Below are 19,815 nucleotides of genomic sequence, written 5' to 3'. Positions count from 1 at the left end.
CCGGGCCGTACGGCTAAGGCTTGATCGACCGGTAGTAGCGGCTCGCGCCCTCGTGCAGGGGCAGCGGGTCCGTGTAGATCGCCGTGCGCACGTCCACCAGCTGGGCCGCGTGCACCACGTCGCCGATGTGGTCGCGGCTGGCGATCACCGTGCGGGTGAGGTCCTCGGTGAGCTTCGGGTCCGCGTCCTCCCGGGTGATCAGGAAGTTGGCCACGGCCAGGGTCTGCACTGACGAGCCCCGCTGCGCCTTGGGATAGGCGTCGGCGGGCATCACGGCGGACCGGTAGTAGCGGGACGCGCCGCCCTGCTCGTGCAGCTTCTCGACGAGGTCGCTGCCGATCGGCACCAGCCGGACGGCGTCGGCCTTGGAGAGCTCCTGAACGGCGTTCGTCGGCAGGCCGCCCGACCAGAAGAAGGCGTCGATCTTGTGGTGCTCAAGCAGGTCGGGCATGGTCGCGATGCCGTCGGCGAAGGGCTTGATGTCCGTGTCGGGGTCGAGACCCGCCGCCTGGAGCACATGGTCCGCGATCAGGCGCACCCCGGAACCGCCCGGTCCGACGGCGACCCTCTTGCCCTTCAGGTCCGCCACGGACCGCACCGGCGAGGAGCGCGGGACCACCAGGTGCACATAGTCGTCGTAGAGCCGCGAGCAGCCGCGCAGCCGCCCCGATCCCGGCTTGTTCTGCAGGATGTACGTCTCCACGGCGTCGGCCGCCGCGATGGTGAAGTCGGCCTCGCCCGTGGCCACCCGCCGGACGTTCTCCTGGGATCCGTCGCTGCTCACCAGCTTCACGTTCAGGTGGGGCATGTCCTTGGCGATGGCGCCCTGGAGGAGCTTGCCGTACATCTGGTAGACCCCGGTCCGGGTGCCCGTACTGAAGGTGATCGTCCCGCTCGGGGACTCCTCGCCCAGCGGCAGCAGCCACCACAGCAGCAGCCCGACCACCGCGAGAACGGCCGTCGAGCCGAACAGCGCGCGGCGCCGGCCGATACGGGGGAGTGCCTGGAACATGCGCGCGATCCTGCCAGCCCGCGGCGGTCCTGGCCAGGGCCGGGCCCGCCAGGGGTCCCGGCGGATCGGTAGGCTCGCCGGATGCAGCCGTCCTCCCCGTCGCGGATCCCGCCGTCCACGGCCCCGGCAGCCTCCCCGGCCGCCCTGGTCCGTGCGTTCCATCTCGCCTTCGGCCTCGATGTCCGCCCCGCACCGACCGAGGTCTCCCCGGAACTGGCCGCGCACCGGGGCGAACTGCTGGCCGAGGAGGCGGCCGAGGTCGCCGAGGTCTCGGTCGACGGCCCGCTCGACCGGCTGGCGCACGAACTCGCCGACGTCGTCTACGTGGCGTACGGCACGGCCCTCGTCCACGGGATCGACCTCGACGCGGTGATCGCCGAGATCCACCGGGCCAACATGACCAAGCTGGGCCCCGACGGGCACGTCGTCCGCAGGGACGACGGCAAGGTCCTCAAGGGCGAGCACTATCGGGCACCGGACGTGTCGGAGGTACTGCGCCGGCAGGGGTGGAGCGCTCCGGACGCGTAACACCCGGGGGCGCCCCCAGGAGGGGCGCCGCACGGCCACCGCCACCGCACGGCCACCGCCACCGCCCGGACGCCCGTCAGCGACGACCAGGAGAGCGCATGAACGAGCCCGCCGAACTCGATCTGCCCGTCGAGGGCGGAACGCTCCGTGTCCTGAGGTTCGGCCGGGGGCCGCGGATCGCTCTCGCGGCGCACGGCATCACCGGGTCCGGGATGTCCTTCCGTGCCATGGCCCGCCGACTCCCCGGCGAGTGGAGCCTGTTCGCGCCCGATCTGCGGGGCCGCGGCGGCAGCGCCGGAAACCCGGGCCCGTACGGACTCGACCGGCACGCCCTGGATCTGTGCCGTCTGGCGGAACACCTGGGCGCGGCCGGTCCGGTCGCGCTGGCCGGGCACTCGATGGGCGCGTACATCGCGCTGCGGGCGGCCGCGCGCGGTCCGGAGCTCTTCGACCGGCTGCTGCTCGTCGACGGCGGGCTGCCCCTTCCCGTGCCACCCGGAGCAGACCTCGACGCCGTCCTCGACGACACCCTCGGTCCCGCGCTGGCCCGCCTCGGCCGGACGTTCGGGACCGACGGGGCCTATGTCGACTTCTTCCGCGCGCATCCGGCGCTCGGCCCCCACTGGAACGCGGACATCGAGCGCTACGTGCGCTACGACCTCACCGGTCCCCGGGGTGCCCGGCGCTCGAAGGCGCGCGAGGAGGCCGTACGACACGACGGGCGTGATCTGCTGACCTCCGCCGATCTGTTCGCCGCCGACCTCACGCGGCTCTCCGTCCCGGCACTGCTGCTGCACGCGCCGCTCGGAATGCTCGGCCAGGAGCCGCCGATGCTGCGGGCGTCCGTCGTCGAGCGGTGGACCGGCCGGTCCGGCTGCCTCCCCGCCGAGCTGATCGAGGGCTCCAACCACTACACGATCCTGCTCGGAGCGCCCGCGGGAACGGTCGCGGAGCGGTTCGCCGCACTGGGCGGGTGACCGGCCGGGGACCGCACGCCGGGTACCGGACGCCGCACGTCGCGTGACGGGTGCAGGGGGCGAGGGCTCCGGCGTCCGGACGCACTCCGGCTACCGCCTACCCTTGTCACATGAGCAGCGGCGACCGGAGTCAGGCAGTGGACGTTCAGGAATCCAAGACGTACGAAGTGCGCACCTACGGGTGCCAGATGAACGTCCACGACTCCGAACGGCTCTCCGGGCTCCTCGAAGGCGCCGGTTACGTGCGGGCGGCCGAGGGTTCCGACGGGGACGCGGACGTCGTCGTCTTCAACACCTGCGCCGTACGCGAGAACGCCGACAACAAGCTCTACGGCAACCTCGGCCGCCTCGCCCCGATGAAGACGAAGCGCCCCGGCATGCAGATCGCCGTCGGCGGCTGCCTCGCCCAGAAGGACCGCGACACGATCGTGAAGCGGGCGCCCTGGGTGGACGTCGTCTTCGGCACGCACAACATCGGCAAGCTGCCGGTCCTCCTGGAGCGCGCCCGCGTCCAGGAAGAGGCGCAGATCGAGATCGCCGAGTCCCTGGAGGCCTTCCCCTCCACGCTGCCGACCCGCCGCGAGAGCGCGTACGCGGCCTGGGTGTCGATCTCCGTCGGCTGCAACAACACCTGCACCTTCTGCATCGTCCCGGCGCTGCGCGGCAAGGAGAAGGACCGCAGGACCGGCGACATCCTGGCCGAGATCGAGGCCCTGGTCGGCGAGGGTGTCTCCGAGATCACCCTGCTCGGCCAGAACGTCAACGCCTACGGCAGCGACATCGGCGACCGCGAGGCCTTCAGCAAACTGCTGCGCGCCTGCGGGAAGATCGAGGGTCTTGAGCGCGTCCGCTTCACCTCGCCGCACCCGCGCGACTTCACCGACGACGTGATCGCCGCCATGGCCGAGACGCCGAACGTGATGCCGCAGCTCCACATGCCGATGCAGTCCGGCTCGGACACCGTCCTGAAGGCGATGCGCCGGTCGTACCGACAGGAACGGTTCCTCGGGATCATCGAGAAGGTCCGGACCGCCATCCCGGACGCGGCGATCACCACCGACATCATCGTGGGCTTCCCCGGTGAGACGGAGGAGGACTTCGAGCAGACCCTGCACGCGGTCCGCGCGGCCCGCTTCTCGGCGGCCTTCACGTTCCAGTACTCCAAGCGCCCCGGCACTCCGGCGGCGACCATGGAGGGGCAGATCCCCAAGGAGGTCGTCCAGGCGCGCTACGAGCGCCTCGTCGCCCTCCAGGAGGAGATCTCCTGGAGCGAGAACAAGAAGCAGGTCGGCCGCACCCTGGAGCTGATGGTCGCCGAGGGCGAGGGCCGCAAGGACGGCGCCACCCACCGCCTCTCCGGCCGCGCCCCCGACAACCGGCTGGTCCACTTCACCAAGCCCGGCGAAGAGGTCCGCCCCGGCGACGTGGTCACCGTCGAGATCACGTACGCCGCCCCGCACCACCTGCTCGCCGAGGGCGCCGTCCTGGACGTGCGCCGTACGCGCGCCGGGGACGCCTGGGAGAAGCGCAACGCCGCCGAGGCCGTCAAGCCGGCCGGCGTCATGCTGGGCCTGCCGAAGATCGGCGCCCCGGAGCCGCTGCCGGTCGCCACGGGCAGCGGCTGCGGCTGCGACTGACGGGACAGAGACACAGAGGCCACAGAGACACAGGGAGACGCAGGGGGACGGGGCCCGGGAGCAGGTGGGGACGGGCCCGCGGCGTCCGCGCGGGTCCGGGGCGGATCGTCGTTGTACGGCGTTACGCTGCGGCCCATGCTTGTAGCCGCCGCAGTCTGCCCCTGTCCTCCGCTGCTCGTCCCCGACGTCGCCGCCGGAGCGGCACCCGAGCTGGACGCCGCGCGCACGGCGTGCACGGACGCGCTCGGCGTGCTCGCCGCCTCCCGTCCCGACCTGCTCGTCGTCGTCGGCCCCGCCGAGGAGAGCGGTCGCGGGCCCCATCCCGAAGGCACGCGCGGCTCCTTCAGCGGCTTCGGCGTCGACCTCGACGTCCGCCTGGGCCGCCCGGCCGCGGCGGACGCAGGCCCCGACTCGGCCGAGAACCGCGAGGCCGCGGAGCGCGAGCTGCCGCCCTCCCTCGCCGTCGCCGCCTGGCTGCTGGAGCGCACCGGCTGGTCCGACGCCCCGGTGGAGGGGCTCGGCGTCGGGGAACCCCTGGAGACCGAGCGGTGCATCAAGGCGGGGGAGCACATCGGCGGGCGGGCCGAGCGGGTGGCCGTGCTGGTGATGGGTGACGCCAGCGCGTGCAGGACGCTCAAGGCGCCGGGCTATCTCGACGAGCGCGCGGCGGACTTCGACGCGGAGATCGCGCGGGCTCTCGGGTCCGCGGACGTCGAGGCACTCAAGACACTGGACACCGCTCTGGCGCACGAGCTGAAGGTTGCCGGGCGGGCCCCCTGGCAGGTCCTCGCGGGCGCGGCCGCGGGCGCGGGGCTCGGCGGTGCGCTGCTCTACGACGACGCTCCGTACGGGGTGGGCTACGTGGTGGCGGCCTGGTCGTAGCGGCCGCGCCGGGACAGCCGCGGCCCGTCGGGCCGCACAGGCATGAAGTCCGGTGCGCGGGCGCGCGCGACCTACGACCTCTGCGCCGGCTTCCGGGTACGAACTCCCCGTCGGCCGTACGGGCGGGGACACTCCGTCAGAGCCGCACCGCCCCGGACACGCCGCCCGCCGTGGTGTCCCGGACGGGCGAGGTTGACCCGTCAGACCCGTCAGACCCGTCAGACCCGTCAGAGCGGGCCTGCATGGACCGTACGGGCCCGCACGCCTGCGGGGGGAGGAATCCGGTCCGGACGGGTCGTCAGGCGCGTCGGTGCGGACACGGCGGACGGCCGGAAGCAGCCTGAGCGCTTCGCGGCCGTCCACCGATGAAGGGGCTGTTCAGGGCGTCCGAGGCGGGGCCGACGGGCTCGCGGCTCCGCCGCCGTCCTTGTGCGCGAGGCGGTCCATGGCGTCCTTCGCCTTGCCCGTGCCCGTCTGGATCTTGTCGCTGTACTTGTGCTTGGTCTTCTCGTCGACCACCTTCGCGGCCTTGTCGAGGCCGTGGGCGACCTTGTGCCCGTGCTGCTGCGCGAGCCCGGAGACCTTGTCCTTGGCGGGCTCCAGCTTGGCTTTCAGATTGTCCATCAGACCCATGGTTCGCCTTCCCTCGCGGGACAGTTACGTGCGGGAGCCCTTGCCGGCGTCGTTGTCGGCGGCCTGTTCGGCGGTCTGCTGCTTGGGGATGTCGACGTCCTCCGTGGTGGCCGCCTCGGCGCTCGCCGCCGTCGCCTCGCCGTCGCCGTCGCCGTCGCCCTCGTGCTCGGACGAACCCTTCCCCTCCACGGCCGCCTGCTCCCCCTCCACGGCCACCTGCGCCTCGGTGGCGGCCGGCTGAGCGGTGGCCTGCCCGTCGGCGGTCACCGCCTCCTCCGTAGCCTTCGACCTCCGGAGAAGCCGTTCAAAAACACCCATATCCGCTCCATACGTTACTCGTGGGGGCGAAATTCCGCGTCGCCCGGTGCGTCCCATTGCGTCACCCGGATCGCCGGTTCTCTGGACCGGTGGCCGGGACCTCGCAACAGGCAACGAACCCGGACCCGTCGCGTCACGTCGCTCGTTGGAGGAGAGGCCCCGGTGTTTGCGAGACTGGGACCGTGAGCAGCGCACCCCCCACCCCCCGGGTCATCGCCGTCGTCGGACCGACCGCGGCAGGAAAGTCCGATCTGGGCGTTTTCCTCGCCAGGCGTCTCGGAGGCGAGGTCGTCAACGCCGACTCGATGCAGTTGTACCGAGGGATGGACATCGGCACCGCCAAACTGACGCCCGACGAGCGGGGCGGCGTCCCGCACCACCTCCTGGACATCTGGGACGTGACGGTCACCGCCAGCGTCGCCGAGTACCAGCGGCTCGCCCGCGCCCGGATCGACGCGCTGCTCGCCGAGGGGCGCTGGCCGATCCTGGTCGGCGGCTCCGGACTGTACGTGCGCGGGGCCGTCGACAAGATGGAGTTCCCCGGAACGGACCCCGAGGTCCGCGCCCGCCTGGAGGAGGAGCTCACCCTGCGCGGCTCCGGAGCCCTGCACGCGCGCCTCGCCATGGCCGACCCCGAGGCCGCGCACGCGATCCTGCCCAGCAACGGCCGCCGCATCGTCCGCGCCCTCGAAGTCATCGAGATCACCGGAAAGCCCTTCACCGCCAATCTGCCCGGCCACGACTCCGTCTACGACACCCTCCAGATCGGTGTCGACGTGGCGCGCCCCGAGCTCGACGAGCGCATCGCGCGCCGGGTGGACCGGATGTGGGAGGCCGGGCTCGTCGACGAAGTGCGCACCCTGGAGGCGCACGGCCTGCGCGCGGGGCGTACGGCGTCACGCGCGCTCGGTTATCAGCAGGTCCTCGCGGCGCTCGCCGGGGAGTGCACCGAGGACGACGCCCGTGCCGAGACCGTTCGCGCCACCAAGCGCTTCGCGCGCCGTCAGGATTCATGGTTCCGACGCGACCCGCGGGTGCATTGGCTCAGTGGGGCTGCGGCGGATCTCACAGAACTCCCGGAACTCGCACTGGCGTTGGTCGAACGACCGGTCACAGCCTGATCACGTCATGGCATCGGGACGCTCCGGCCGTCATCCGGGCCTCCGGCGCCGTGCCATCATCAAGCTTCGATCGACCAGTGAAATCCGAGTTGGGAGGGCGCGTGGCGATGGAGGCCGGCCCTCGCGACACCGCACGGGGAACCGAGTACGGCGCTGATCCGGACGGAGACCGTCCGGGCATCGGTCCGGACGCCGATCCCGGAGTCGAACCCGAGCTGGGCGCGGAGCGCCTGAGCTCCGACGGCCCCGAGGACACCCCCGGCGGGGTGATCGCCGACGGTCCCGAACCCGGCGCGATGTCCCCGGAACCGGAGGTCGAGGTCGAGCTGCGCCCGCAGCGGCTGCTGCGCATCTGGCAGCTCGCGCCCATCGTGGCGCTGGCCACGACCGGCTCCCTGATGTTCGCCTTCCCGCTCGCCTTCGAATTCGGCGACGGCGGTGCGGTGGTCGCCATGCTCGGCCTGCTGATCTGCCTGTGCGCCGCCGGCTGGGGAATGATGGCCGCCCGCCGGGTCGGCTACGCCCTGCCCGGCTTCCCGCAGCGCGGCTCAGGCCGGCGCGCCGACTGGCGGGTGGTGATCGCGTACGTCGTGGTCCTCGCCGCGGTGGCGGTGCTCGCCGTGTGGCGCGTGGCCCGGCTGCGCTGACCCCACCGGCCCGATCCGCCGGGACACGGGACCCGTTCGCCAGGACACGGACCCGGCGGGGTTCTCGCCGGACGCGGACGGACATGACGTACCGGCACCCGCCCCGCGCCGACCGGCCGTCGTACCGGACCCGCGCCGAGGCACCGCCCCGCGCCGACCGGCTGTCGTACCGAACCCGTACGATCGAGGAATGAGCACGCGGATCGCCTTCCTCAAGGGGCACGGGACCGAGAACGACTTCGTGATCATCCCGGACCCGGAGAACGTCATCGACCTGCCTCCCACCGCCGTCGCCGTTCTGTGCGACCGCCGCGCGGGCATCGGTGGCGACGGTCTGCTGCACGTCGTACGGTCCGCCGCGCACCCCGAGGCCAAGGGCATGGCGGCCGAGGCGGAGTGGTTCATGGACTACCGCAACGGCGACGGCTCGGTCGCCGAGATGTGCGGCAACGGAGTGCGCGTGTTCGCCCACTACCTCCACCGTGCCGGATATGTGGCCGAAGGAGACAGCGCGGTCGCCACGCGCGGGGGCGTGAAGACCGTGCACATCGCCAAGACCGGAGACGTCACCGTCGGCATGGGCAAGGCGCTCCTCCCCGAGGGAGAGGTCACGGTGAGCGTGGGCGAGCGCACCTGGCCCGCGCGCAACGTGAACATGGGCAACCCGCACGCCGTCGCCTTCGTGGACGACCTCGCGCACGCCGGCGATCTGCTCACTCCGCCGCCGTTCAGCCCGGCCGCGGCGTACCCGGACGGCGTCAACGTCGAGTTCGTGGTCGACAGGGGGCCCCGGCACGTCGCCCTGCGGGTCCACGAACGCGGCTCCGGCGAGACCCGCTCCTGCGGCACGGGCGCGTGTGCCGTGGCGGTCGCCGCGGCGCGCCGCGACGAAGCCGACCCCGCCGTGACCGGCACCCCGGCGACCTACACCGTGGACGTGCCCGGCGGACGCCTGGTGATCACCGAGAGCGCCGACGGCGAGATCGAGATGACCGGTCCCGCGGTGATCGTCGCCGAGGGCGAGATCGACGCGGAGTGGCTGGACGGCGCCCTGCGCTGAACCGTGCGGCCGACGTCATGGGTCGGACGTCGTACGTGCATGCCGTCCCTTCCAGAAATTCGAAATCGTAAACCCCAAAACCTTCGCTCGAATGGGTGATCCGTTTCACGCTCGGCGAGAGGCGGTCAACCGGGCGTGGTGGGGTCGGTAGCATCAAGCACCGGCCCGGACGGGGGATCGACACCATCCCCTGAGCCGAGTACGCCATGGGGCACCCGTCCGCCGGTCTTACGCAGCCGGAGGTGCCCATGAGTGCGGAGGCGACGAATCCCGCGACGCCAGGCCCTGCAACGCCCGCCCCCCAGCGTTCGGCGTCGCTGGAGCCGGAGGTGCCCCCGGCGCACCGCAGGAAGTCGCGTCCCCGGATCGACCTGCGCCGGCTGGGGCGGGCCGCACTGCTCGGGCCCGCGACCCGCGACCGGCTGCCGGACGCGATCGGGCATGTGGCCGAGGCCCACCGCGCGTACCACCCCGACGCCAAACTGGAGCCCCTGCGCCGGGCCTACGTGCTCGCGGAGTCCTCGCACCGCGGCCAGATGCGCAAGAGCGGCGAGCCGTACATCACCCATCCGCTCGCCGTGACCCTGATCCTCGCCGAACTCGGCGCCGAGACAACGACGTTGACCGCTTCCCTGCTCCACGACACCGTCGAGGACACGGAAGTGACACTGGATCAGGTACGTGCGGAGTTCGGCGACGAGGTCTGCTATCTGGTCGACGGCGTCACCAAGCTGGAGAAGGTCGACTACGGCGCCGCCGCCGAACCGGAGACCTTCCGGAAGATGCTCGTCGCGACGGGCAACGACGTCCGGGTGATGTCCATCAAACTCGCGGACCGGCTGCACAACATGCGGACCCTCGGCGTCATGCGCCCGGAGAAGCAGGCGCGGATCGCCAAGGTGACCCGGGACGTGCTCATCCCGCTCGCCGAGCGCCTCGGTGTCCAGGCGCTCAAGAGCGAACTGGAAGACCTCGTCTTCGCGATCCTGCACCCCGAGGAGTACGAGCACACCCGGGAGTTGATCGCGGCGAACGCGGGCCGCGACGACGACCCCCTCGCGGAGATCGCGGAGGAGGTGCGCACGGTCCTGCGCGATGCCGGTATCCAGGCCGAAGTCCTCATAAGGCCAAGGCACTTCGTCTCCGTGCACCGGGTGTCGCGCAAGCGCGGTCCGATGCGCGGCGCCGACTTCGGACGTCTGCTGGTCCTCGTGAACGAGGACGCGGACTGCTACGGCGTCCTCGGCGAACTGCACACCTGTCTCACCCCGGTGGTCTCGGAGTTCAAGGACTTCATCGCCGTCCCCAAGTTCAACCTGTACCAGTCGCTGCACACGGCCGTCACCCGGGGCGACGGCCAGGTCGCCGAAGTCCTCATCCGCACGCACCAGATGCACAAGGTCGCCGAGGCCGGCGTCATCGCGCTCGGCAATCCCTACGCGCCGCCGTCGGAGGACCAGCCGGACGGCGGCGGGGAGCGCCCCTTCGACGGCGAGCGCGCCGACCCGACCCGCCCCGGCTGGCTCTCCCGGCTGCTCGACTGGCAGCAGGGCGCCCCCGACCCGGACACGTTCTGGTCGACGCTCCGCGAAGACCTCGCCCAGGACCGGGAGATCACCGTCTTCCGAGCCGACGGGGGCTCGCTGGGCCTTCCCGAGGGCGCCAGTTGCGTCGACGCGGCGTACGCGCAGTACGGCGAGGACGCGCACGCCTGTATCGGCGCCCGCGTCAACGGCCGTCTGGCGACGCTGAGTACGGTCCTGAAGGACGGCGACACCGTCCAGCTCCTGATGGGCCAGGACCCCGCCTCCGAGCCGTCCAGGGAGTGGCTGGAGCACGCGCACACGGCCGCCGCGCGGATCGCCATCCAGCGCTGGATGGCGACGCATCCCGCACCCGGCGACGAGGAGACGTCCGGGACCTCCGCGACGGGCCCCAGGCCGCCCGCCGAGGCCCCGGCGCGTCCCGCCGAGGCGCAGCTCTCCCGCCCCGCGAGTGCCGTCGCCGACCCGCCCGGAGCGTCCGTACGCATGGCCGGCTGCTGCACGCCCGTACCGCCCGACGAGGTGACCGGCTTCGCCGTCCGCGGGGGAGTGGTCACCGTGCACCGCGTGGAGTGCGCCGGAGCGGCGCGCATGAAGAGCGCGGGGCGCCCGGAGGTCGGTGTGCGCTGGGGGGACACCACCGAGTGCCGCGTCACCCTGGTCGCCGAGTCCTTCGGACGCCCGCATCTGCTCGCCGACCTCACCGAGGCCATCGCGGCGGAGGGGGTCGCCGTCGTCTCGGCGACCGTCGAACCCCCCAGCCAGCAGCGCGTCCGCCACACCTACACGCTCCAACTCCCCGACGCGGCCCGGCTCCAGGGCCTGATGCGGGCGATGCGCAACGTGCCCGGCGTGTACGACGTCAGCCGGGCCCAGCATCCGGCGACGGCCGCCCAGTAGGCCGGCGGCCGCCACCCCGCGGACACCGGGCGACGGCGGCCCCGTAGGGACAAGGCATCCGGCGACGGGCACGGACTGCCGCAAGCTGGCCCCAATGAGTCCGAGGACCGACCCGTTCGGGTGGGACGGGCGCGAGTCGGCGGCGCGGAACCCGCGTGCGCTGGTAGCCGTGGTCCATGTCGCTCAACCCCACCCCCACGTCAGCACGTCCGAGGAGCCGCCGCGTCACGGCGGCCCTGCTCGCCTCGGCCGTCTCCGTCTGCCTGATCGCCGCGAGTGCCCCGGACCCGGCCGTGCCCCTGGGGGTCGGTGACCGCCTCTTCCCCACCCTCGGCAACCCCGGGTACGACGTCGAGTCGTACGACCTCGACTTCACCTACGGCGGCAGCAACGACAAGCCGCTCACGGCCGTCACCACGATCGACGCCCTGACCACCGCCCCGCTCGACCGCGTCAACCTCGACTTCGCGCACGGAACGGTGCTCTCGGTCGACGTCGACGGAGCCCCGGCCGACTTCGCGAGGGCGGGCGACGACCTGGTGGTGACCCCCGCCGAACCGCTGTCCGCGGGGAGCCCGCTGCACATCACCGTGCGTCACACGAGCGATCCGGTCAGCGCGAAGGGCCAGGACGGCGGCTGGGTACGGACCAAGGACGGGCTCGCGATGGCCGACCAGGCCGACGCCGCGCACCTGGTCTTCCCCTGCAACGACCACCCTTCCGACAAGGCGATGTTCACCGTCCACGTCACCGCCCCCGACGCCTACACGGTCGTCGCCAACGGCCTGCCCGAGGGCACCCACCGGGCCCGCGGGGCCACGACCTGGACGTACCGGACCCAGCACCCCATGGCCACCGAGCTGACCCAGGTGTCCATCGGCCGCTCCACCGTGCTCCACCGGCGGGGCCCGCACGGACTGCCCGTACGGGACGTGATCCCCAGCGGCGACCGCGCGGCGCTCGAACCGTGGCTCCGCAGGACGCCCGGCCAGATCGCCTGGATGGAGAGCAAGGTCGGGCGTTACCCCTTCGAGAACTACGGGCTGCTGATGGCCCAGGCGCAGACCGGCTTCGAGCTGGAGACACAGACGCTGTCGCTCTTCGAGAAGGAGCTCTTCACCGAACCCGCGTACCCGAAGTGGTACGTCGAGTCGATCATGGTGCACGAGCTGTCGCACCAGTGGTTCGGCGACAGCGTCACCCCCCGCACCTGGTCCGACGTGTGGCTCAACGAAGGGCACGCCACCTGGTACGAGGCCCTGTACGCCGAGGAGAAGGCGCACAAGCCCATGGAGAAGCGGATGAAGGCCGCCTACCGGCTGTCCGACTCCTGGCGCGCCACCGGCGGGCCGCCCGCCAGGCCCAAGGCACCCGAGCCCGGCCACAAGATCAGCATCTTCCGGCCGAACGTCTACGACGGCGCGGCCCTGGCCCTGTACGCGCTGCGCCAGACGATCGGGCGCCCGGCCTTCGAGCGCCTGGAACGGACGTGGGTGAGCGTCAACCGCGACGGTGTGGCCTCGACGGCCGACTTCGAGGACCTCGCCTCCGCCGTAGCGGCTCGCGATCTGAGCGGGTTCTTCAAGGAGTGGCTGTACGCCAAGAAGACACCGCCGATGCCGGGGCATCCGGACTGGAAGAGCGACGCCCCGAAGGCACGCAAGGGCGCCTGAGGCCTGAGGAAGCGACGCCCGGCGGCCCGCCCACCGACGGGACCGGACGCACCGTGACCCCCCGCGGGAGTGATCCCCGCGGGGTCCGGCCGGTCCCGATAAGTCGAGTGACGGGACGGGCCGCACCGTGCGACCATCTTCCAGTCGGCGGCGCGGCCCCCCTCGGAGGGTTGGCCCGGCCGGAACCGGGAATCTCCCGGTGGCCCCGGACGTTGTTCCCTGTGACGGACGGCATTCGTCGGCCCGCGGCTCTCCCCACCTACGTAAGGATCCAATGACCTCCTCTTCTTCCCCTTCCCAGGACGCGCAGAACTCCGCGCAGAACTACCCCGAAGGTCTTCGGGCCGATGCCCTGATGGAAGAGGACGTCGCCTGGAGCCACGAGATCGACGGAGACCGGGACGGCGAGCAGTTCGAACGCTCCGAGCGGGCGGCCCTGCGCCGCGTCGCGGGCCTGTCCACCGAGCTCGAGGACGTCACCGAGGTCGAGTACCGACAGCTCCGTCTGGAGCGCGTCGTCCTCGTCGGCGTCTGGACCACGGGGACCATCCGCGACGCGGACAACTCCCTCGCCGAGCTGGCCGCGCTCGCGGAGACCGCCGGAGCCCTCGTGCTCGACGGCGTCGTCCAGCGCCGGGACAAGCCCGACGCGGCCACGTACATCGGTTCCGGCAAGGCCAACGAGCTCCGGGACATCGTGATCGAGACCGGCGCCGACACCGTGATCTGCGACGGTGAGCTGAGCCCCGGCCAGCTCATCCACCTGGAAGACGTCGTCAAGGTCAAGGTCATCGACCGTACGGCCCTGATCCTCGACATCTTCGCCCAGCACGCCAAGTCCCGAGAGGGCAAGGCGCAGGTCGCGCTCGCGCAGATGCAGTACATGCTGCCGAGGCTGCGCGGCTGGGGTCAGTCGCTGTCCCGTCAGATGGGCGGCGGCAAGGGCGGCGGCCTCGCCACCCGTGGTCCCGGTGAGACCAAGATCGAGACGGACCGGCGCCGTATCCGCGAGAAGATGGCGAAGATGCGCCGGGAGATCGCGGACATGAAGACGGGCCGCGAGATCAAGCGCCAGGAGCGCCGTCGCAACAAGGTGCCCTCGGTCGCCATCGCCGGCTACACCAACGCCGGCAAGTCGTCCCTGCTCAACCGCCTCACCGGCGCGGGCGTCCTCGTCGAGAACGCCCTGTTCGCGACCCTCGACCCGACCGTGCGCCGGGCCGAGACGCCGAGCGGACGGCTGTACACGCTGGTCGACACGGTCGGTTTCGTGCGCCACCTGCCGCACCACCTGGTCGAGGCGTTCCGCTCCACGATGGAGGAGGTCGGCGACTCCGACCTGATCCTGCACGTGGTGGACGGTTCGCACCCGGCTCCGGAGGAGCAGTTGGCCGCGGTGCGCGAGGTCATCCGTGACGTCGGCGCGACCAAGGTCCCCGAGATCGTGGTGATCAACAAGGCGGACGCGGCGGACCCGCTGGTGCTCCAGCGGCTGATGCGGATCGAGACGCGCTCCATCGCGGTCTCGGCGCGCACCGGCCAGGGCATGGACGAACTGCTCGCGCTCATCGACAACGAGCTGCCGCGCCCCTCGGTCGAGATCGAGGCGCTCGTTCCGTACACGCACGGCAAACTGGTCGCCCGCGCCCACACCGAGGGCGAGGTGCTCTCCGAGGAGCACACCGGGGAGGGCACGCTGCTCAAGCTGCGCGTCCACGAGGAGCTGGCGGCGGACCTCGCACCGTTCGTCCCGGCCCCCGCACTCCGATAGGCACCACCGCGGACGCCCGCCGGTGAGCGAGCGCTCCGGACGCACGAAGGCCCGCCCCCGCGGAGGGGGCGGGCCTTCGCCGTTGGCGCGCGCCTCGGCGGCTGTCCTGATCGACGCGGGTTCGTGTCGGCGGGCGCTCGCACCGGCGCGGGGCGCGTGTGGGCGTGCATCCGTACCGGCGCGGGGTGTGCGTGGGCGGGTGTCCGCACCGGCCCCGGGGCGCGTTTGGCGGGCGTTAGTCGGTGCGGCCGCCTACCGGCCGCCGTACTCCTTGCTCATCCGCTCGTAGAGCGCCTGCGCGCCCTTGCCCAACTGCGGTCCCGCCAGCCAGGTGTGGGCCGCCGGACCGATCGAGGTGTTCGAGACCAGCTCGGTCCTGCCGTCGACGACCCGGAACCAGCCGCCGCCCGACGAACCGCCTGTCATGGTGCAGCCGATGCGGTACATCGTGGGCAGTGCCGGGCTCAGCGACAGACGGCCCGGTCGGTCGACGCACTTGAACATGCTGAGGCCGTCGTACGGCGGCGCGGCCGGGTAGCCCCAGGCGCCCATCGTGCCGGCGTCCCGGGCGGACGGCGCGGAGAAGTCCACGTCCAGCGCGTTCCCGACGGTCTCCTCCAGGGACTTGGCGCCCTGCTCCGGCTTCACGTGCAGCACGGCGTAGTCGTACGGGGCGCCCGCACCGCCCGTCTCGTCCCCGCCGACGATCCACTCGTCGGAGGTCGAGGCCCAGTCCGCCCACCACTGGCCGTACGGCGCGATCTCCGAGGCGGTGGCGCCGCCGAGCTCGGCCGCGGACCGGCCCTGGTCGTTGTAGGACGGCACGAAGGCGATGTTGCGGTACCAGCCGCCCTTCTTGCCGGCGTGCACACAGTGGCCCGCGGTCCACACGAGGTTGGACCTGCCGGGATGGTTCACGTCCTTCACGACCGTGCCCGAGCAGACCATCGAGCCCTCGGGCGAGTCGAAGAAGACCTTCCCGACCGGCGCCGCGTGGTCGTGGTACGGCGTCCGCTCGGCCCGGGCGGCGACCGGAGCCGGTTCCGGATCGCTGACGCCCTGGTCGGCCGCCGCGTCCTGCGCGGAGATCGTCTTGTCCGGGTCCTTGGCGGACTTCATCCGCGCGGGCTTCCACAGACCGTCGATCACCGGATTGACGAAGTCCTTGGCCTCACTGAGCCACTTGTCCTTGTCCCAGTTCTTCCAGGCGCCCTTCTTCCACCGGTCGACGTCGATGCCGTGCTCTTTGAGCCGGTCCTTGATGTCGTCCGGAATCCGGATGGTGTCGTCGCCACCGCCCGATGCCCGCGACGCGGAGACGGTGGACCCGCCGCCCGGCCCGTCGCCACCGGAACCGCAGGCGGTCGCGGTGAGCGCCAGGGCGGCCATGAGGCCGGTGGCGGCGAGGACTGCGGGACGCCGTCCTGAGGAACGCATGGGTGTACCCCCCGGTTGAAGCTCTGTGTCCGTGCCGGTCGGGCGTGGGGCGACGTGCCGGGGAACCCGGCCGAACGCGGCACCCCACCGGGCCCGCCCCCTGTTGGGAACGGACGGCGGCGGGCCGGTGGCAGTTCCCGTGCCCCGTTCCCGCCGCCGTCCGTCCGAACCCTGTTACGTCGTGCGCGTCACTGCCCGGCTTGCGTCCCGGGCGTCAGCGCCCGGCGAACTTCGCGCTCACCGAGTCGTACACGCCCTTGGCCACGGAGCCCAGTCGCGGACCCGCCAGCCAGCCGAACTTGACCGGGCCGATGGAGGTGTTGGACACCAGCGCCGGCTTGCCGTCCGAACCCGCGGCCACCCAGCCACCGCCCGAGGAGCCGCCGGTCATGGTGCAGCCGATGCGGTACATCGTCGGGTCGGCCTGCGCCACCGACAGCCGCCCCGGCTTGTCCGTGCACTGGTACAGCTTCTGGCCGTCGAACGGCGCCGCGGCCGGGTAGCCGGTCGCCGTGATGCTCGACACCTTGGGCACGGCCGGAGCGTTGAAGTTCACCGGCAGCGCCGAACCCACCGTCTCCTCAAGGGACTTGCCGCCGTTGCCCTTCTCCGGCTTCACATGCAGCACGGCGTAGTCGTACGAGGCCCCCTGGCCGCCCGTGGAACCGCCCTGCTCGATCCACTGGTCCGAGGTCTGCGCCCAGTCGCTCCACCACACGCCGTACGGAGCGACCTCCTGGCGTGGTGCGCTCTCCAACTGCGCCGCCGTCCTGCCGGAGTCGTTGTACGAGGGCACGAAGGCGATGTTGCGGTACCAGCCGCCCTTCTTGCCGGCGTGCACACAGTGGCCCGCGGTCCACACCAGGTTGGACTTGCCCGGGTGCGCCGGGTCCTCGACCACCGTCGCCGAGCAGACCATCGTGCCCTCGGGGGAGTCGAAGAACACCTTGCCCGCCTCGGGCACGTTGGCGTGGTACGACGTCCGCACGGCCCGTGCCGTCACCGGGGCCGGTTCGGGGTCGGTGACGCCCTGGTCACCCGTGAGATCGGTGTCGTCGACGCCCTTGTTCCTGTCCGGGTCGTCGGCGCCGCGCATCCGGGCCGGGTCCCACAGGCCCTTGATGATCGGGTTGATGAAGTCGTCGGCCTGGCGCAGCCATTCGCGCCGGTCCCAGTTCTTCCAGGCGCCGCGCTTCCACTTGTCGACGTCGATGCCGTGCTCTTTGAGCTTGTTCTTGATGTCGTCCGGGATCTGGATCTTGCCGTCGCCGCCCTGGGACGCGGAGGCGGTCGGCCGACCGCTCGCCGTGTCGCCGCCCGAGTCGCAGGCGGTGGCGGTCAGCGTGAGGGCCGCGGCGAGTCCGACGGCGGCCAGGACGGGGGACGTTCTGCGGCGCGCGCTCCTGCCTCGACGGGCGGCGAAGGGCGGGCGTATGGATCGCATGGTGTAACTCCCCCTGGACGTATGGGAACTGTGCGGTGCGCGTGCGTGTGCGGGCGCCCGAGCGGCTGGTTCGGTCCGGCCGAACGGCATCAAACACTATGCGGTCCCTATGGGGGACGTCCGACGGAACGGCAACGGTTCAGCTACGGGGGGTGGTCCGCCGGGGCCGCTGCCCTGACGGCGTGTGACCAGCGGTCGGCCGTACTGCCTTCCGTGCCGCCGTCTCCTCCTCTGTGTCCCCTGGCTCCTCCGTCACCGCCGTCTCCTCCATCACTCCTGGCTCCTCCGTCATCTCTGGCTCCTCCGTGCCCGTCGTCCTCGTGCGGGCCGCGCCGAGACCGGCGACCGATGGCATCGAGGGGCCGCGGAGGCGGACCCGGGCCCCGGTCGCCGTGCCGGGACGCCGCACTTCGGCCGCGTCCCGGCCGGTGGCCACGGTTCCGAACCCGGTGAGAAACCGGCAAGGAACCTCGAATTCACCCGCTTCCCAACGCGAGCGGCGTCGTTGGTACGTACGGGGGGCCTGACGCCTGCGTTCGGACCCCCTGCCAACTCGCCTCTGGACAGCGGGAGGACCTGAAGTCGTGGCCGTGACCGAGTCAGCGGTGGTGCCGGTGGGGGCGCCCGGGGAGCCCGAGGGGGCGCGGGACGGGGGCCCCGGAGCGACCGAGCGGGCGCGCGCGGCGCACGAGGGGATTCTGCGCCGTCAGTCGGCGCGCGAATCGGCGGCACGAACCTATGCGCGCGCCCTCCCGATCGTTCCGGTCCGGGCCCGCGGGCTGACGGTCGAGGGAGCCGACGGACGCCGCTACCTCGACTGCCTCTCCGGAGCCGGGGCCCTGGCCCTCGGGCACAACCATCCCGTCGTCCTGGAAGCGATCAGAAAGGTCCTCGACTCGGGTGCGCCCCTGCAGGTCCTGGACCTCGCGACACCGGTCAAGGACGCCTTCACCACCGAACTGTTCCGTACCCTTCCCCCGCGATTCGCCGAGCGCGCGCGGGTCCAGTTCTGCGGACCGGCCGGGACGGACGCCGTGGAGGCCGCGTTCAAGCTCGTACGCGCCGCCACCGGCCGCACCGGCATGCTCGCGTTCACCGGCGCCTACCACGGGATGACCGCCGGGGCGCTCGAAGCCTCCGGGGGCGCGACCGACGCACGCGTCGCGCGCCTGCCCTATCCCCAGGACTACCGCTGCCCCTTCGGTGTCGGCGGCGACCCCGGCGCCGAACTCGGCGCGCGCTGGACCGAGTCACTCCTCGACGACACCAAGTCGGGCGTGCCGCTCCCCGCCGGGATGATCCTCGAACCCGTCCAGGGCGAGGGCGGGGTCCTTCCCGCGCCGGACACCTGGACACGGCGGATGCGCGAGATCACGGCGGCCCGGTCCATCCCGCTGATCGTGGACGAGGTCCAGACGGGAGTGGGCCGGACCGGCGCCTTCTGGGCGGTCGAACACAGCGGGATCACACCCGACGTGATGGTCCTGTCCAAGGCCATCGGGGGCAGTCTGCCGCTGGCGGTCATCGTCTACCGCGACGACCTCGACGTCTGGCAGCCCGGGGCCCACGCCGGCACCTTCCGCGGCAATCAACTGGCCATGGCCGCCGGCACGGCCACCCTGGCCTACGTCCGCGAACACGGCCTCGCCGAACGCGCGGCCACCGTCGGAGCCCGCATGCTGACCCAACTCCGTTGCCTGGCGGCCGAGTTCCCCTGCATCGGCGAGGTGCGCGGCCGTGGCCTCATGCTCGGCCTCGAACTGGTCGACCCCGAAGGGCCTCCGCATCCCACCCCCGACGGCCCCCGCCCGGCCGCCCCCGAGCTCGCCGCCGCCGTCCAGCGGGAGTGCCTGCACCGAGGCCTGATCGTGGAACTCGGGGGCCGCCGGTCGAGTGTCGTCCGTCTCCTTCCGCCCCTGACGATCAGTGACGAACAGACGTCCGCCGTCCTCGACCGGCTCGCGGACGCGGTGCGGGCGGTGGCCCAGGGGAACCGGCGGGTCGGGAGGGACGGGGCACAGGGTGCCGACGGCCCGCCGTGACGGTCTGAACGGCTCGACACATGGCGTACGTCTTCGGCCGGGGCCTGGTGGAACCCCTGGTCCGCTCGAATCCCGGCCGGACGGGGGCCGCCACGTCGGCGCACAGAAGCGGCAACGGACCACTCCGGCCCGCGGCCGTCCCCCGCCGCGGTCCCGTCGGGGGTCCGTGTCGGCGTCCGCTCCGGTGCG

The 19,815-nt window shown here is 72.2% G+C and carries 16 protein-coding genes; 11 read left to right on the top strand and 5 right to left on the bottom strand.

Going from position 1 to position 19,815, the window contains the following annotated elements:
- Positions 1-13: 13 nt before the first annotated feature.
- Entirely contained in the window at positions 14-1,012 is a 999-nt protein-coding gene (locus OHT01_RS11475; RefSeq protein WP_328553045.1) for a TAXI family TRAP transporter solute-binding subunit, read from the bottom strand.
- 81 nt (positions 1,013-1,093) lie between these two features.
- Between OHT01_RS11475 and OHT01_RS11470 the strand changes: the two genes are divergently transcribed.
- From OHT01_RS11470 to OHT01_RS11455, 4 genes are all read left to right on the top strand, one after another.
- Entirely contained in the window at positions 1,094-1,540 is a 447-nt protein-coding gene (locus tag OHT01_RS11470; RefSeq protein WP_328553044.1) for a MazG nucleotide pyrophosphohydrolase domain-containing protein, read from the top strand.
- A 98-nt stretch (positions 1,541-1,638) separates the two neighbouring features.
- The gene (locus OHT01_RS11465) at positions 1,639-2,517 is read left to right on the top strand and encodes an alpha/beta hydrolase (protein ID WP_328553043.1); all 879 of its coding nucleotides are present in this window, start codon (positions 1,639-1,641) and stop codon (positions 2,515-2,517) included.
- 110 nt (positions 2,518-2,627) lie between these two features.
- Positions 2,628-4,154, top strand: coding sequence for a tRNA (N6-isopentenyl adenosine(37)-C2)-methylthiotransferase MiaB (miaB, locus tag OHT01_RS11460; protein WP_328553042.1), 1,527 nt, complete (start codon positions 2,628-2,630; stop codon positions 4,152-4,154).
- Between the two features lie 135 nt (positions 4,155-4,289).
- Positions 4,290-5,036: a class III extradiol dioxygenase subunit B-like domain-containing protein gene (locus tag OHT01_RS11455; protein WP_328553041.1), complete on the top strand. Its 747-nt coding sequence runs from the start codon at positions 4,290-4,292 to the stop codon at positions 5,034-5,036.
- Between the two features lie 378 nt (positions 5,037-5,414).
- Here the strand turns inward: OHT01_RS11455 and OHT01_RS11450 are convergent, their stop codons facing one another.
- Together OHT01_RS11450 and OHT01_RS11445 are read right to left on the bottom strand one after the other, a co-directional pair.
- The gene (locus OHT01_RS11450) at positions 5,415-5,669 is read right to left on the bottom strand and encodes an antitoxin (protein ID WP_328553040.1); all 255 of its coding nucleotides are present in this window, start codon (positions 5,667-5,669) and stop codon (positions 5,415-5,417) included.
- 24 nt (positions 5,670-5,693) lie between these two features.
- Positions 5,694-5,936, bottom strand: coding sequence for a gliding motility protein (locus tag OHT01_RS11445; RefSeq protein WP_328553039.1), 243 nt, complete (start codon positions 5,934-5,936; stop codon positions 5,694-5,696).
- A gap of 233 nt (positions 5,937-6,169) precedes the next feature.
- Between OHT01_RS11445 and miaA the strand changes: the two genes are divergently transcribed.
- The 6 genes from miaA to hflX all read left to right on the top strand — a co-directional run bounded on the left by miaA (position 6,170) and on the right by hflX (position 14,703).
- Positions 6,170-7,108, top strand: a complete 939-nt coding sequence (gene miaA / locus OHT01_RS11440; protein WP_328553038.1) for a tRNA (adenosine(37)-N6)-dimethylallyltransferase MiaA — start codon at positions 6,170-6,172, stop codon at positions 7,106-7,108.
- Between the two features lie 107 nt (positions 7,109-7,215).
- A complete protein-coding gene (locus OHT01_RS11435) occupies positions 7,216-7,755 on the top strand; it encodes a hypothetical protein (RefSeq protein ID WP_328558086.1) in 540 nt (179 codons plus the stop codon).
- A gap of 190 nt (positions 7,756-7,945) precedes the next feature.
- Positions 7,946-8,815, top strand: coding sequence for a diaminopimelate epimerase (dapF, locus tag OHT01_RS11430; RefSeq protein ID WP_328553037.1), 870 nt, complete (start codon positions 7,946-7,948; stop codon positions 8,813-8,815).
- 248 nt (positions 8,816-9,063) lie between these two features.
- Complete coding sequence (locus OHT01_RS11425) at positions 9,064-11,259, top strand: RelA/SpoT family protein (RefSeq protein WP_328553036.1); 2,196 nt, start codon at positions 9,064-9,066, stop codon at positions 11,257-11,259.
- A gap of 176 nt (positions 11,260-11,435) precedes the next feature.
- Complete coding sequence (locus OHT01_RS11420; protein ID WP_328553035.1) at positions 11,436-12,932, top strand: M1 family metallopeptidase; 1,497 nt, start codon at positions 11,436-11,438, stop codon at positions 12,930-12,932.
- A 274-nt stretch (positions 12,933-13,206) separates the two neighbouring features.
- Positions 13,207-14,703, top strand: coding sequence for a GTPase HflX (gene hflX, locus OHT01_RS11415; protein ID WP_328553034.1), 1,497 nt, complete (start codon positions 13,207-13,209; stop codon positions 14,701-14,703).
- Positions 14,704-14,955: 252 nt separating this feature from the next.
- Here the strand turns inward: hflX and OHT01_RS11410 are convergent, their stop codons facing one another.
- A complete protein-coding gene (locus OHT01_RS11410; protein WP_328553033.1) occupies positions 14,956-16,140 on the bottom strand; it encodes a trypsin-like serine peptidase in 1,185 nt (394 codons plus the stop codon).
- 214 nt (positions 16,141-16,354) lie between these two features.
- Positions 16,355-17,584, bottom strand: a complete 1,230-nt coding sequence (locus OHT01_RS11405) for a trypsin-like serine peptidase (protein WP_328553032.1) — start codon at positions 17,582-17,584, stop codon at positions 16,355-16,357.
- Positions 17,585-18,168: 584 nt separating this feature from the next.
- Between OHT01_RS11405 and OHT01_RS11400 the strand changes: the two genes are divergently transcribed.
- On the top strand, positions 18,169-19,626 hold the full coding sequence (locus tag OHT01_RS11400) for a diaminobutyrate--2-oxoglutarate transaminase family protein (protein WP_328553031.1): 1,458 nt from the start codon (positions 18,169-18,171) through the stop codon (positions 19,624-19,626).
- Positions 19,627-19,815 lie beyond the last annotated feature (189 nt).

Source organism: Streptomyces sp. NBC_00358, from assembly GCF_036099295.1.
In the GTDB taxonomy this organism is placed as follows: domain Bacteria; phylum Actinomycetota; class Actinomycetes; order Streptomycetales; family Streptomycetaceae; genus Streptomyces.
Note: the sequence above shows the minus strand (reverse complement) of the source record. Positions and strands in the feature narration are given on the sequence as shown.

Bases quoted from the DNA above. Each gene is read 5' to 3' on its own strand.
- OHT01_RS11475 (WP_328553045.1), bottom strand. From the start codon at position 1,012: ATGTTCCAGGCACTCCCCCGTATCGGCCGGCGCCGCGCGCTGTTCGGC.
- OHT01_RS11470 (WP_328553044.1), top strand. From the start codon at position 1,094: ATGCAGCCGTCCTCCCCGTCGCGGATCCCGCCGTCCACGGCCCCGGCA.
- OHT01_RS11465 (WP_328553043.1), top strand. From the start codon at position 1,639: ATGAACGAGCCCGCCGAACTCGATCTGCCCGTCGAGGGCGGAACGCTC.
- miaB (WP_328553042.1), top strand. From the start codon at position 2,628: ATGAGCAGCGGCGACCGGAGTCAGGCAGTGGACGTTCAGGAATCCAAG.
- OHT01_RS11455 (WP_328553041.1), top strand. From the start codon at position 4,290: ATGCTTGTAGCCGCCGCAGTCTGCCCCTGTCCTCCGCTGCTCGTCCCC.
- OHT01_RS11450 (WP_328553040.1), bottom strand. From the start codon at position 5,669: ATGGGTCTGATGGACAATCTGAAAGCCAAGCTGGAGCCCGCCAAGGAC.
- OHT01_RS11435 (WP_328558086.1), top strand. From the start codon at position 7,216: ATGGAGGCCGGCCCTCGCGACACCGCACGGGGAACCGAGTACGGCGCT.
- dapF (WP_328553037.1), top strand. From the start codon at position 7,946: ATGAGCACGCGGATCGCCTTCCTCAAGGGGCACGGGACCGAGAACGAC.
- OHT01_RS11425 (WP_328553036.1), top strand. From the start codon at position 9,064: ATGAGTGCGGAGGCGACGAATCCCGCGACGCCAGGCCCTGCAACGCCC.
- OHT01_RS11420 (WP_328553035.1), top strand. From the start codon at position 11,436: ATGTCGCTCAACCCCACCCCCACGTCAGCACGTCCGAGGAGCCGCCGC.
- hflX (WP_328553034.1), top strand. From the start codon at position 13,207: ATGACCTCCTCTTCTTCCCCTTCCCAGGACGCGCAGAACTCCGCGCAG.
- OHT01_RS11410 (WP_328553033.1), bottom strand. From the start codon at position 16,140: ATGCGTTCCTCAGGACGGCGTCCCGCAGTCCTCGCCGCCACCGGCCTC.
- OHT01_RS11405 (WP_328553032.1), bottom strand. From the start codon at position 17,584: ATGCGATCCATACGCCCGCCCTTCGCCGCCCGTCGAGGCAGGAGCGCG.